The 12,359-nt window shown below is 69.8% G+C and carries 16 protein-coding genes and 1 pseudogene; 13 read left to right on the top strand and 4 right to left on the bottom strand.

All coding sequences use genetic code 11. The features are described 5' to 3' along the window. Positions 1-151 precede the first annotated feature (151 nt). The 13 genes and pseudogenes from ACWEK3_RS32315 to ACWEK3_RS32255 all read left to right on the top strand — a co-directional run bounded on the left by ACWEK3_RS32315 (position 152) and on the right by ACWEK3_RS32255 (position 8,485). Positions 152-1,240, top strand: coding sequence for a hypothetical protein (locus ACWEK3_RS32315; protein ID WP_453251250.1), 1,089 nt, complete (start codon positions 152-154; stop codon positions 1,238-1,240). A 131-nt stretch (positions 1,241-1,371) separates the two neighbouring features. Continuing rightward, a complete protein-coding gene (locus ACWEK3_RS32310; protein ID WP_453251249.1) occupies positions 1,372-1,689 on the top strand; it encodes a hypothetical protein in 318 nt (105 codons plus the stop codon). 88 nt (positions 1,690-1,777) lie between these two features. Then, the gene (locus ACWEK3_RS32305) at positions 1,778-2,344 is read left to right on the top strand and encodes a hypothetical protein (RefSeq protein WP_453251248.1); all 567 of its coding nucleotides are present in this window, start codon (positions 1,778-1,780) and stop codon (positions 2,342-2,344) included. A gap of 73 nt (positions 2,345-2,417) precedes the next feature. Beyond that, positions 2,418-2,996, top strand: a complete 579-nt coding sequence (locus tag ACWEK3_RS32300) for a hypothetical protein (protein WP_453251247.1) — start codon at positions 2,418-2,420, stop codon at positions 2,994-2,996. Positions 2,997-3,013: 17 nt separating this feature from the next. Further along, positions 3,014-3,481 (top strand): hypothetical protein, encoded by a 468-nt coding sequence (locus ACWEK3_RS32295; protein WP_453251246.1) that lies wholly within the window; start codon positions 3,014-3,016, stop codon positions 3,479-3,481. Between the two features lie 22 nt (positions 3,482-3,503). Further along, entirely contained in the window at positions 3,504-4,064 is a 561-nt protein-coding gene (locus ACWEK3_RS32290) for a hypothetical protein (RefSeq protein ID WP_453251245.1), read from the top strand. An 89-nt stretch (positions 4,065-4,153) separates the two neighbouring features. Then, entirely contained in the window at positions 4,154-5,311 is a 1,158-nt protein-coding gene (locus tag ACWEK3_RS32285) for an N-6 DNA methylase (protein WP_453251244.1), read from the top strand. A 108-nt stretch (positions 5,312-5,419) separates the two neighbouring features. Continuing rightward, positions 5,420-5,638: a hypothetical protein gene (locus ACWEK3_RS32280; protein ID WP_453251243.1), complete on the top strand. Its 219-nt coding sequence runs from the start codon at positions 5,420-5,422 to the stop codon at positions 5,636-5,638. 116 nt (positions 5,639-5,754) lie between these two features. Continuing rightward, a complete protein-coding gene (locus ACWEK3_RS32275) occupies positions 5,755-6,057 on the top strand; it encodes a hypothetical protein (RefSeq protein WP_453251242.1) in 303 nt (100 codons plus the stop codon). A 56-nt stretch (positions 6,058-6,113) separates the two neighbouring features. Continuing rightward, positions 6,114-6,950, top strand: coding sequence for a hypothetical protein (locus ACWEK3_RS32270; RefSeq protein WP_453251241.1), 837 nt, complete (start codon positions 6,114-6,116; stop codon positions 6,948-6,950). A 121-nt stretch (positions 6,951-7,071) separates the two neighbouring features. After that, positions 7,072-7,230: pseudogene (locus ACWEK3_RS32265) on the top strand (serine hydrolase domain-containing protein); the annotation flags it as partial. Positions 7,231-7,454: 224 nt separating this feature from the next. Then, positions 7,455-8,069 carry a DUF433 domain-containing protein gene (locus tag ACWEK3_RS32260; protein WP_376550667.1) on the top strand — a complete coding sequence of 205 codons (615 nt, stop codon included), beginning with the start codon at positions 7,455-7,457 and terminating at the stop codon, positions 8,067-8,069. After that, a complete protein-coding gene (locus tag ACWEK3_RS32255) occupies positions 8,066-8,485 on the top strand; it encodes a PIN-like domain-containing protein (RefSeq protein ID WP_453251240.1) in 420 nt (139 codons plus the stop codon). Before ACWEK3_RS32260 ends, ACWEK3_RS32255 begins: the two co-directional genes overlap by 4 nt. Positions 8,486-9,270: 785 nt before the next feature. On the opposite strand, the gene ACWEK3_RS32250 is transcribed toward ACWEK3_RS32255, so the two are convergent. The 4 genes from ACWEK3_RS32250 to ACWEK3_RS32235 all read right to left on the bottom strand — a co-directional run bounded on the left by ACWEK3_RS32250 (position 9,271) and on the right by ACWEK3_RS32235 (position 12,352). Beyond that, a complete protein-coding gene (locus ACWEK3_RS32250; RefSeq protein WP_453251239.1) occupies positions 9,271-9,843 on the bottom strand; it encodes a DUF4333 domain-containing protein in 573 nt (190 codons plus the stop codon). A 475-nt stretch (positions 9,844-10,318) separates the two neighbouring features. Next, a complete protein-coding gene (locus ACWEK3_RS32245) occupies positions 10,319-10,783 on the bottom strand; it encodes a hypothetical protein (protein ID WP_453251238.1) in 465 nt (154 codons plus the stop codon). 340 nt (positions 10,784-11,123) lie between these two features. After that, a complete protein-coding gene (locus tag ACWEK3_RS32240; RefSeq protein WP_453251237.1) occupies positions 11,124-11,558 on the bottom strand; it encodes a hypothetical protein in 435 nt (144 codons plus the stop codon). 314 nt (positions 11,559-11,872) lie between these two features. After that, positions 11,873-12,352, bottom strand: a complete 480-nt coding sequence (locus ACWEK3_RS32235; protein WP_453251236.1) for a hypothetical protein — start codon at positions 12,350-12,352, stop codon at positions 11,873-11,875. Positions 12,353-12,359 lie beyond the last annotated feature (7 nt).

The following is a 12,359-nucleotide window of genomic DNA, read 5'->3' as shown; positions in this document are numbered from 1 at the left end:
ACCACACCACCACCCGCAACAGGACGCGCGGGCCCCCCCCCCCCGCTCCCACCCCACACAGACCACAAAACCCCACCCCCCCCCCCCCCCCGCCCCCCCCCCCCCCCCCCCCGGCCCCCCCCCCGCCCCTCTCGCACCCGAAAGGGCACCCGTGAACACGGCAGCCATCTACGTACAGCCCAACGGCCACATCGAGGACTTCTACATGGCCGACGACCCTCAGCGTCAGCAGGCGGACATTGCCGCCGAGCTGGACGGCCCGGTCACCGCCTGGCGGCTCGGCCGTCACCTGACCGTCCACGTCGGCGTGACCGGCCATCAGCGCCCCCGCAACGGCGTCGCGCTCAGCACCTGGCACGACCTCGCCGGCGGGCCCGGCCCGGACCTGCGCGGCCCCGTCATCGTCACCGGGGCGCCGCGCGGTGACGGCTTGCTGCAGCCGCTCCCGGCCGCCAGCGCCGAGCTCGTCGGGCACTGGGCGCGCCTGCAGCGCGCGGCGGCCGTCGTCGCCAGCGCCCCCGAGGTGTCGGTCGCCCAAGCCATCGGCAGCCGCGACGTGCAGTGCGACGCGTACGCCGTACGCCAGGACCGGGCAAGCGGGCGGTGGGCGTACGTCGTCCTCGACGGCATCGGCGACGAGGAAGAGGTGCGGGCCCACGTGTGCCGGTGGGCGCCCGCGCTGGCCCGCGAAGCCGCCCGCTCGGGCGACCCGGCCGAGGCGATCATCCGGATCCGCGAGCGGATCATCGCCCGGCTGCGGGGGCGTTGGGGCCACCTGGACCCGGGCGCGGTCGCGGTCGTCGCCGTCTACCACCCGGACGACCCGCTGCTGCGCGTGGCCTGGTCCGGCGACGCCCGCGCCTACCGGCTCTCCTACATCGCCGGTCTCGATCCGCTGACGAAGGACCACAACTTCGCGCAGGAGCTGCTGGACGCCGGCCGTACCCCCAAGAAGTGGGACCACAACTCGGTCACGGCCAACCTGGAGGACGGCGCGGTCGGCCACGCGCAGTGCGAGGTGGACATCTGCGCTCAGCTCATCCTCTGCTCGGACGGGGTGTACCACCCGCTGGAGGAGCACGAGCCGGGCCTGCTGGAGATGGCTGCCGAGCTGGCGCTGGACGCGAAGGACAGCGCGGCCGCGCTGGTCGCCGAGGCGCTGGCCATCGGCCGCAGGCGCGAGGAGGCCTGCGACAACGCGACCGCGCTCGTGGTGCGGTTCCCCCGGCCGGGCGCCTGAAAAAATCCCCCAGGCCGGAAATTTTCCCCCCACAATCGGGCACAAACGGGCATGTGTTGTAGAATGAGAGGACGGCGGGGGGCTCCTAGGGTCTCCTCCGGACCGCACCCGACCTCCTGGAGGAGAGCAACGTGACCAGCACTTCGACCCTCATGCCCCTTCCCCCCTACCCCGGCCTGGACGTCGTGGACGTCGTCGACCGCCACGACGTCACCGGCGCCGACGTCCGCGACGCCGCCGACCTCGTCAACAAGGCCCTCGCCAAGGCCTTCGAGGCCGGTGACGACTTCCTCCCCAAGGATCGCGAGCACGGCCTCACCCGCGAGCAGTTCACGCAGGTCGTCTGCCACTGCTTCTACAGCACGCTCTTCGAGACCGCGCTCGTCACCAAGAGCCTGTGGCTCGTGGCGAGCGACATGCACGTCTACATCGGCCAGATCAGCCGCTGACACCCCCAGGCCGGGCGGCGGGACACCCCGCCGCCCGGCCCTCGAATGTGCCACACCACTCGACTGCAAGAACCTCTTGGAGATCCGCATGACCGCCACCGACCCCAGCCGCAGCTGGTTCGTCGTCTTCACCGAACAACCGCACGCGATGCGCATCCTCGCCGTCCACGCCGCCCCCGACGACCCCGATGCCCACGCCGAGCTGTGCAGCAACCTGTGGGTGGACTGCCTGTCCTTCTACACGGTCCAGGCGGCCACCAGCGCCGCGGCCCGCCGCACCGCCCGGCAGCACTACGACGTCGAACGCATCCGCGCCGTCCGCGCCCGCCGGCGCACCTGCCAAGCCCAGCGCCGCCCGGGCCCCATTGCCCGCCTGCACGGCCCCCAGGCCGTCGCCCTGTCCTCGCCGGACCTGGACCTGAACGCCCAGGCCGTCCGCTACGCCGACCGCATGGCGACGGCCGCGCTGCGCTCCGGGTTCCAGCACCGGGCCTGGCCGCTGCGCGAGCTGACGTTCGCGCAGTACCTCGACCGGCTGCCGCTGGGCGCCGCCTCGATCCTCTACCGCTACAGCGCCCTGATCGTCATGGGCCGCACCACCGAGGCCGTGGCGCTGCTCGTCAACGCGCTCGCCGCCTCCACCTCCGACCTCTGACCCCACCCCAACCACGGGCCGGGCCCCGCACCGCGGGCGCCCGGCCCCTCGCACACCACGAAGGAGAAACACCGTGTCCGACACGGACGCCCGCCTGACCCACATGAGGGTCTGCATCGACGACACGCTCGGCCCCTACGACGCCCAGGTCGACACCACCTTCCGGTGGAACGGCTGGCTGGTCCCCGCGTTCACCCTCGACACCGTCCGCCAGATCGCCGCCCGCACGCAGGAGATGGCCGACGAGTACGGCTACGACTGCATCGACACGATCCACGTCATCGAGGGCCGCCTGGACAGCCGGGACACCGTCCACATCCTCGACAGCGACCTGAAGCGCGACACGGACGACGAGCACGAGGACCGCGAACCGCTCGGGCTCGCCGTCCGCGTCAACTGGCGGGACCTGGACCAGGGAGCCGAGCAGGCCACCACGATCGCCATCGCCACCCGGGCCGCCCGCAAGGCAGCACGCCGGCGCAAGCCCAGCGGCAAGGGCACGCTCCTCACGGTCGTCCTCCACATCAGCTGGCAGTGGCTGAACGAAAGCGACACGGGCGCCGACGTCATCGAGCCCAACCGCGACGGCCTGTACGGCATCGGCGCTTGCGCGTGGACCTGGCACGAAGCCGACCCCGACACCGCCGAATAGCCCAGGAAGGAACCACCGTGGACCAGCAGAACCTCCTGCGCTCCCTCGTCCCCGACTGGCCCCAGCTGCCGTCGGCCGACCAGTGCATCCCCGACGACCGGCCCGCCCCCGAACAGTGGCCGCCGCTCACCCTCACCTGGCGGGACATCCCGCCGACCGTCCTGCCCGACGACAGCTTCAACCGCTACCGCACCGACAGCCTCCTCCAGGTCACCGGAGCCTTCGAGCCGGCCGCCACCGTCAGCTGGGGCAACGTCCCCGGCGCCCGCTACGGCCACGGCTGGATCTGGCGCTGCCGGATCTACGTGGTCGGCGCCACGTGCGACTCGGCGGCCTCCATGTCCTTCACCTGCACCCGGTTCAGCCGCTCCACCACCCGCGACGGCGCCCGGGACGCCGCCCGCGACCACATCACCCGCGAGCACCCCGACGCCGCGGTGCCCTACCTCAGCCGCCACCACCGCGCGGCCACCCGCTGGAGCTGACCCGCACACCGAAAGGAACGCCATGCCCGAACAGAAGTGGCTCGACGACGCCGAAGCCGCCTACGAGCGCCGCCAGAAGGCAGACGCCACCCGCAAGGCCCTGGCCGCCTTCGACCACGCCGAGAACATCAACGGCGCGCTCGGCAAGCTCGGCATCATCCCGATAATCCCCGCCGCCGCCCCGGACGGCTGCACGGCCCTCACCCCGGCCCTCCTCGTCGAGGCCAACCCCGAAGAGGAGCTGTACGGCGTCCACGCCAGCTGGGACAAGGACGAGCGCAAGGTCCGCCTCCTGCTCGACCACTACTGGGACGAGTACCCCGGGCTGCGCCCCGGCCGCCTGCTCACCACCGTGGACGACGTGGTTCTCGCCCGCCGCGAAGGCCCGGCCGCCAAGCCGGAACCCAAGCGCACCGGTCCGGAGACGTGGGATCTCCGGAAGATCGCCGAAGACGCCGCCAGGACCATCCCCAGCGACGTCACCTCACACGACGCCAGCGAGATCACCCAGCTGCTCAGCGGCCTGGCCGCAGCAGTCCTCTGCCTCGCCGACACCGTGTCCGGCACCTGCGGCCGTCCCTGACCTCACCCCCTGTTCGGCGCCCCGCCGCCCCGGCCGACCCCGGCCCGGGCGGCGGGGCGCCGTCGTACCCGCACTCGAAGGAGCAACCCATGGATCAGCTCGACCTGTTCGCCGAGGAGACCCCGGTCCCGGCGACGTTCGCCGCCCGCCCCAAGCCGGCCCGCCCGCTCACCGCCCCGCCGGCGCCTCGCCCGGCGCCCGCCCCCCGCCCGGCCGCGCAGCTCGCCATCCAGCCGACGACCGCGCCCGCGCCCCGCCCCGTCGTCGCCGCCGACGCCGAGCCCGGCGGCCTGTTCGCCGACCCCCGCCCCGAACCGCCGTCCATCCAGGCACCGATCCCCGCGCCGCGCCGCATCACGCCGCTGCTGATCGGCAACCCGCGCAATGCCGGGCAGCGCCTGGGCGAAGCCGTCGCCGAGACCTGGCACGCCTCCAACTGGGGCGGCTACCGCATGGACATCCCCGTCAGCATCGTCGGCGGCCTGGCCCTGTTCCCCATCAAGGGCCACACCGAGGACGTCGCCCGCATCATCAGCAACTGCTCCGACTGGGAGATGCTGCAGGGCTACCGCGAGATCTACGCCCACACCTGGTCCCACCGCCCCGACCTGGGCGCCCGCATGGCCCCGCTGATGGGCTGGCTCACCGAGCAGGGCGTGGAGGAGAAGGCGTACGCGGTGCGCCGGGTCACCGAGACGGCGCTGCGCTACGGCATCCTGCAGCTGACCGGCGACCCCGACCCCTACAACCGCTCCGACACCGACGTGATGTCGTGGACGATCACCTCGCTGCGCTCGCACGGCGCAAAGCAGGGCCTCGGCGAGTACCACACGCCGCCGGAGCTGTGCGACATGATGGCCCGGATGCTCGTCGGCGACGAGCCGCCCGAGAAGGGCCAGCGGTTCCACGAGCCCGCCGGCGGAACGGGCGGCATGTTCCGCTCCCTCGCCCAGCGTCTGCGCGAACTGCAGGCGGACCCCGCCGACTACGTGTGGGCGCTGAACGAGCTTGAGCCGCTCGCGGCGGCCGGCGCGGCCGTCAACGCGATCGTGTGGGGCCTGGGCCCGAACGTCGTCATCGCCTGCGGCGACACCCTCGCCCAGGGCGATCTGTACGAGCAGGCCGTGCGGGAGCGCGAGGCCCTGTTCAACGAGCGCGACGAGATCGTGGGCCGCCTGGCGGTGGCGGAGGCGGCGCAGCAGGCGATGAGGCTCGCGGACCGGCTCATCGGCAAACAAGCCGTCTGACCTGCGATTTTTCTCCCGAAAATTCTTGCCCCTACCCCTAATGGCAGTAAAATAAGAGCAACAAGGGAGGGGAAACGGTCCCTCCCCCCACCGACCACGGGAGAACCGATGCAGCACGAGCCCGGCACCGCCCGCCAGTGGGCCGACCGCGCCCGCCAGGCCGCCGCCCACGCCAGCGACCCCATCCAGCAGCAGGCGCTGCGCACGGTGGCCGCCGAGCTGGACCGCGCCGACGCCGCCCTCCGCGCCGCCTACGGCTACGCCGAGGAGTCGGGCGTCGCCGGGCTGACCCAGGCGACCCGCGCCCTCCAGCACACCACCGCCTGACCCACGCCGCCCCCGCCCCCGCCAGGGGCGGGGCCAGCCCGCGTGACCCATACCGGCCCCGCCCCCACCAGGGGGCGGGGCCTTCGCACAGCACCACCGACCTCGTGGAGAACCGAATGCAGCTCGCAGCCCCCATCCTCGACATTCAGCTCGACCACACCGAACTCGGAGCCTCCGCCCGCAGGTGGGCCACCCGCGCCCGCGCCCTCGTCAACCGCGCCGCCTGCGAGGACCAGGAGAGCGCCCTCACCGTCACCGCCGTCCAGTTCGCCTCCGCCGCCACATTCCTCGACCGCGGCGACACCACCAAGGCCCGAGACGCCCTGCGCGCCGCCCGCAGCTACGCCGCCAGCGAGGAGGCCATGGCCGACCAGCTCGCCAACGCCGCCAGCACCCTCCTGGCCGCCCTCCCGGCCTAACCCTCAGCCGGCCCCGCCCCACCAGGGCGGGGCCTTCGCACAGCACCACCGACCCCTTGGAGAACCCAGTGCAACTCGCACCCTCAGCCCTGCACGAAACCGCCGAAACCCTCGGGGGCCACCTCGGCTGGACATTCAACGAACTCGTCATCGACGACATCGTGAACCTCGACGGCCCCCACGACCGCCAGATCGGCATGCGCCTGATCGGCGACGGCAGCACCATCCAGCTGTGGGCCACCGGCGGCACCCAGCCCGCCGACCACGAGCCCGCCGAGGGCATCGCCCCCCTGCCGCACGGCCGCCGCTGGCACACCTGGGTCCACATCGGCGCTCTCGAACCCGACAAGGACCCCGGCGTCGTCCTCTACAACGCCATCAGCGACCGCCTGCTGCCCGTCTTCGACACCAAGCCCCTCTACGTCGGCCACCGGCCCTGGGAAGAGGCCTTCGACAGCGCACTGTCCGAGGTGATCGCCGAGTCGACGCCAGAGGCAGGCACCTCCCTGCGCGACAGCGGCCCGCAAGCGCACACCCAGCCGCAGAACACCGGTGAGGACACGGAACCTATGGCCGAGCCCGAGCCCGCGCCCGAGGCCGCGCCGGAACCCGAGCAGCAGGCCCCGGCCGAGCCCACCGCCAAGGTCATCCCGATGCGGGCCCGCCGCGCCAAGCCAGCCGCCGACGCTGAGCCCAAGCGCCCGGCCCGCAAGCGCGCCCCCGCCAAGCCCGCCGCCGACACCCCGACCGCCGACGCCGCCGCCGAGGCCAAGCCGCGCCCCACCCGCAAGCGCGCCGCCAAGCCCGCCACCGCGGCCGCCGACGTCAAGGCCAAGCGCCCGGCCCGCAAGCGCGCCCCCGCCAAGCCGGCCACCGACAAGCCCACCTCCTGACCCCACCCCTACACCGGGCCGCCCACCCCACCAGGTGGGCGGCCCGACCCGCACCCAGCAAGGCGCACCACCCCATGGGACAGGCACAACCGGCCCTAACCGGCGAACCACCGCCGACGAGGACGCCTGGGGCCACTACGGCTTCACCGGCACACAGGCATGTGGATCTCACGTACCACGGGCCGGTGGGCGGTGCTCCTGACTAACAAGCTCTACTACACCCGCGACCGCGGGCCGCTGACCGATCCGCATCGCCTTCCGCGAACTCGCCTTCAGGTAGGGAACTGGGTGGTGGGTCGGGTTCTCGCTCAGACCCCGACCCGCGAAGCCCCCTCCAGCTACAGGTGCGGCCTGCATGGTCGTACCAGCAGACGGGCGCCTCGCAAGCAACTACTATTCCCGGCATTCGGGCTACGTCTGGGGGGCAGAGTGAGTCTGTGGGATGCTCGCGTCGCTGAAGCGGGATTCAATCCCTGGCAGGAAGCTCGCGAGAGGAGGTGAATCATGAGTTTCCCCGTAGACCTCACAGCAGCCCTCAGCGGCGCCTCGGTCGCACAGCTACACAGCTGGCGACGTACCCACTTGCTGGAACCGGAAGTTCAGGAGAACCCGGTTCGCTACTCATTCCGGGACGTGGTGGCGCTGCGCACGTTCGTATATCTGCGCAGCAAGCTGCCTCTGCAGCGCATCAGGAAGGCGATGGATCAGCTGCGCAAGTGGGACCTGACCGAGCATCCGGCTGCCTACAAGCTCGTCACTGAAGGGGATTCAGTCTTCCTCGTGCAGGAGGAACGGGCCATCGACCTTGTCCGCCGACCCGGTCAAGAGGTGATCTACAGTCTGGCCAACGTCTTCGCACCCTTCGAAAACATGCAAGGGCGGACCGTCGCAGACTTCCGCCGCCCCCGGCCACATCTGGAGGTCAAGGAGAACCGGCTCGGGGGATGGCCGACCATCCAAGGGACACGAGTACCGTACGACGCTGTCGCGAAATTGGTCGCCGGAGGCGTCGCACCTGCCGAAGTGCATCGTTTCTACCCGACCGTAGAGGTGTCCGGAGCGGCAGACGCGGCAGACTTCCACCAGGAGGTCGTGCAGATCGGCGGTCGCGCTGCATGAGGTTTTTCCTGGACGAGAACGAGACGCCGGCGATCCTGCCTCCTCTGAGCACGGTCTTCTTCCATCACGAGTTCCGCACTGCCCACGACGAGGGGCTGTCCGGGGTGATGGACACGGAACTCATACACGCAGTCAGTGACCGCGGCTTCGACGCGATCATGACGCAGGATCGCAACCAGCTGTCGAACCGGGATGAGCGCGATGCGCTCATAGAGACCAGTCTCCACTGGATCGGCCATCGTCAACCGGATGCCGACGGATTGCTGTACATCGTGAACTCCACGGCTGCCTACCTTGCGGCCATGCCGCACATCCTGGACGAGATGAGCAACGTCACGGGCGCCCACGCCTTCCACGTGCGCAACCTACCCCTGCTGAAGGGGCAGCGCGTCACAGTCAGCCGCCTCAAGACTTGATGCCTCAGGCGCCCTGTCGTCGGGGAAAGCCGCCCACGCTGCAGGCTGCGGCGGTGACCTCTGAGGCCCAACGGACGCCCCTACCCGCACCTCGCCGTCCCGCGCGAGATCGCTGTCCCCGATGCCGAACGCTGCGGCTCCTACCGCGACTCCTTCGGCCTCTGCACCGGCTGCAGCCTCAGAGGCCGCGTCCAACGGATACTGCCTCGTTACCAGCGGTCGTTGACCTCCCACCACCCCGGCGTCGATTTCCGCAGCGGCCCCGGCGGCGTATGCGCAATCATCGGCGCCTTCGCCTTCTCCCCGGTGGCTGGACGCAACCACGGCTCAGGCGTCTTTGCCTCCAACGCTTTGCGTGCCGCAGCGCCTCGGAGCTGCGGCACATACCGCTTCTGCTTCGGCTCGTGGGGCCCGTTCATCGCCTGATGGCACGGGCGACAGAAGAACCCTTCCGCGTATGGCTTCGACCGTGCCGAGTTGTTGCACCCGCTGCGCTTACACTTGATCAACGACTTTCCCCCGTTGTCGCCCACCGCTCCTCGCTCTCCCTCGTTGCTCATGCCCCACGCCGCATCGCGGATGATGCCTGAACCCTCCGTATCTCATGACCGGTTACCTTGCGGCTGGCGTCTCAGCTTGGGCTCCAGAGCACAATCAGGCCGCCCGGTATACGCGTTGGCCGACCTATCCCTTACCGAGGACACAACCCGTAACCGCGCCCCGCGCCTGGTCGGCATCGACGCCCGGTAACCCCCGCTGCCAGTACTCGCCGGCCTCAGCTCTACTTACTGCCCGAGCTGCCAGACGAAGGCACCCTGACCGTTCTGGATGGTGACCTTCGCGATGGCAGAACTGCCGTCTGGGGCCTGGACCACGCACTGGAAGCTCTCGCCGGTCCGGACGGTCACGGACGACGGGCACTGGACTGTGACCGCGGTTCCCAGCTGGTTCTGTATGCCCTGCTCGATCTGTCTTTCAACGACGCCAGTATCGATGGCAACCCCAATGGTGTTCTCGATGATCCCTGAGCCACCGAGGGATGCCAGGAACGTCACGCACCACACGATCGGGATCGCATAGTTCTGGCCGAGCCGCGCCTGCCGGAGGAACAGATACACGGGAACAAGCAGGGCAGCCAGTGCGGCGGGCAGCTCCTGCCCGGCCGCGCGCACACGACGGTGATCGGCTAGCGAGAGTCCGACGTTGAGACCAATGGCAGCGAGGAAGACTGGTACAGCCGAGAACCCAGCTCCCGTCGCCGCCAAGAGACCGTCAATCAGAACGAGAAGCAGTGGCGCGAAGGCCAAGGTCCAGGCGAAGGAGTTGTCTACGGGCACAGGCTGGGACGGCTGGCCCATGACGTGCGGAGCGTACGGCGGCGGAGGAGGGTACTGAGGTCCTGCCTGCCCCGCGGTGGGGCCGTGCGATGCGGCTTCTTCGAAGCCCTCAGACGGGCTGCTGACCTGGTGGGTCACTTTCTCTCCCTGGAAAAGTCCGGGACCTTCTGAAGATCCCGAGCGGTGGATGCAGTAACCGGGACGACAACCCGAACCATGGGTGGCTCATGGCTGTGGAGGCTTGGCCGCCGACGCGGTGACGTTGGTTCAGCTCGTCCGGACGGTCGGGTACCGGAGCCAGCAGCCCCCGACTCGTCATGACTGAGGGCAGTTCCACAAGGGAGCTGGGTCCGCTGCACGCGGCACCACGGCGCAGGCAGCGATGCGCGACCGCGGCGCTTGACCTGCAGACCGGCACCAAGCGCCGCCAGCCATGGCGCGTCTCACCGCGTGTCCAAGTGAAGGTCACCCCCCGTGCCGCCGGGGAGCAGGGACGTCAGTTCGTCTCTGCCACGTCCGTGACCTTGCCCGTGATCTTGGTGCGGGAACTCGCGGTGGACAACGATGAGGGGTAGTACTCCATCGACGTCCCGTCGGTCAGGCTGATCGTCTCGATGACCGGCCCGCTCTCGTCACCATTGATCTGGTACGTGATCTCATACGACTTGTCCGGGTCGATGGGCAAGATGCCCCCGTAAGACAGATCCGGCTCCACGTCCACGTTGCACCCGGCCGAGCCGAAGCAGTGCTTCCGCTTGATCTTGAATTTCATCGTGAAGTCGGAGGGTCTCGGGTCGGCGTACGCCGGGCTCTCCGTGGTCGGGTCCGACACCGGCTCCGCAGAGATGCTTGACGCCGAGGCGGACGGGGACGGGGCAGCGGCATGCGGGGCGGCGGTACAGGCGGTACCAAGGGGGAAGGCGGCCAGGGCTATAGCGGCGAGCAGCTTACGAGTGGTCACGTGCGATCCTCTCCAGGTGTGCGGCGTATGCCGGACGTATTCGTTTTGGTGGTAGAGGTTTCCGATGCGCCTGTGATCCCAGCCGCGCATCACCCCCGCGTAGGCGAAAGCGCGCCAGCGCCGTGGGGGCGGCGACGGTGGCGAATCCGTCGAAGGGAACCAGACCGTGCAGGACACCGACTCGCCACTGCTGGGCAAGTTACGCAAAGGTGTCGGTACTCCAAGTGCCGCGCACTCAGCGCAGACTGAGCCTGGCGAGGAAGTCGGCGGCCTCATAGACAGGAACGGCGCCCAACGCGCCCACGTCGGTGACCTGCAGATCGGCGCAGAGCGCCGCCGGTCAGGGCGCGGGGTCGGCCTTGGCGGTGTCGTTGACGTTGGTCAAGCAGGCCTTCATGAAGTCGTCGCGGTGGACGGTACCGCCGTTGGACTCCTGGGAGATCTGGGCGTACTCCTGCGAGCATGTGCTGTCGCTCGCGGTGTAGGTCATGCTGCCGTCGTCGACGTACACGCCCCCCGATATCACGCCGGACGCGTAGGCGCCGAGAAGTGTTGCGCGGCCAAAGACAGGCTTGTCCACAGTCTTGGTGACCGTATGGGTGACGACCTTGGGCGGCCGAGACTCGGCCTGATGGGCGCGGTGGTCGGCAGCAGCCGCCTGACGGCGGGCGGCGGCGAGCGCAGAGTGGGTACTGACGTGGTCCACCGTGGCCGCGGTGACGGACAGGGCTGTCAACCCGCAGGCGGCAATGGCAATGACGTTGGCTCGGTTCACGGTTGTCCTTCAGGAAGGAATCGGAGGGTGAAAACCACGCAACAGGTCGTGGCCGGGGGCGGCGCGGAGGCGGCGGAGCATCGCCTCGCCGCCGCACTCGAAGGTGTACTGACCCGCTCGGGCAGCCACTCAGCCGGCGTTGGTGTCGGTCCACTTGCCGCTGAAGAACGAACTGCCGCCGCGCCACCGTCACCTCCCTGAGTCGGAAGGTACGGATTTCAGACGGTGCCGGATCTTGGGGGCTGCAATTCGCCCGGACACGACTAAGCCCTGCTCGCGGCTGTGCGTGGCGCGGCCTCGTCAGCGCGGGCTGGTCAGTATGCGCCGCTGTCCCGTAGCTCACTCACGACCTGCTCCCGCAGCTCCGGGCAGTACACCTTCACGCCCATCAACAGCAGTTCGTTCGCCTCTTCTTTCTGCGTGCCCCAGTCCGGTCCGTACGGGTACAGACCGCCCTCGTCGAACATCCACTTCACGCTGTGCCCCGCGCCCAGAGCGTCGCACCACTCCTGTGGAAAGTCGATGAGGTCACCGTCGGATGGCTGTCGCTCGGCCCAGCTGCGCCACGACGCAAGGTGCACGGCGTCGAGGAACTTGACTTCCTTGCTGACACTCGGCGACGCCTTCGGCTTGGCAGGCGTCGTGTCGTCGCTGGTACTGCCACAGGCAGCAAGCGAAGCGAGCACGGCAGCGGCGAGTAGCACGGTATTGGTGATGCGGCGCATCGTGTCCCCCATGGTGTGTGAAATCAGCACGCTGCGTGCACGGTTGAGCGAGCCAAGGACCACCGTCACGGGTCGA

The sequence above is a fragment of the Streptomyces sp. NPDC004721 genome (genome assembly GCF_053601495.1).
Note: the sequence above shows the minus strand (reverse complement) of the source record. Positions and strands in the feature narration are given on the sequence as shown.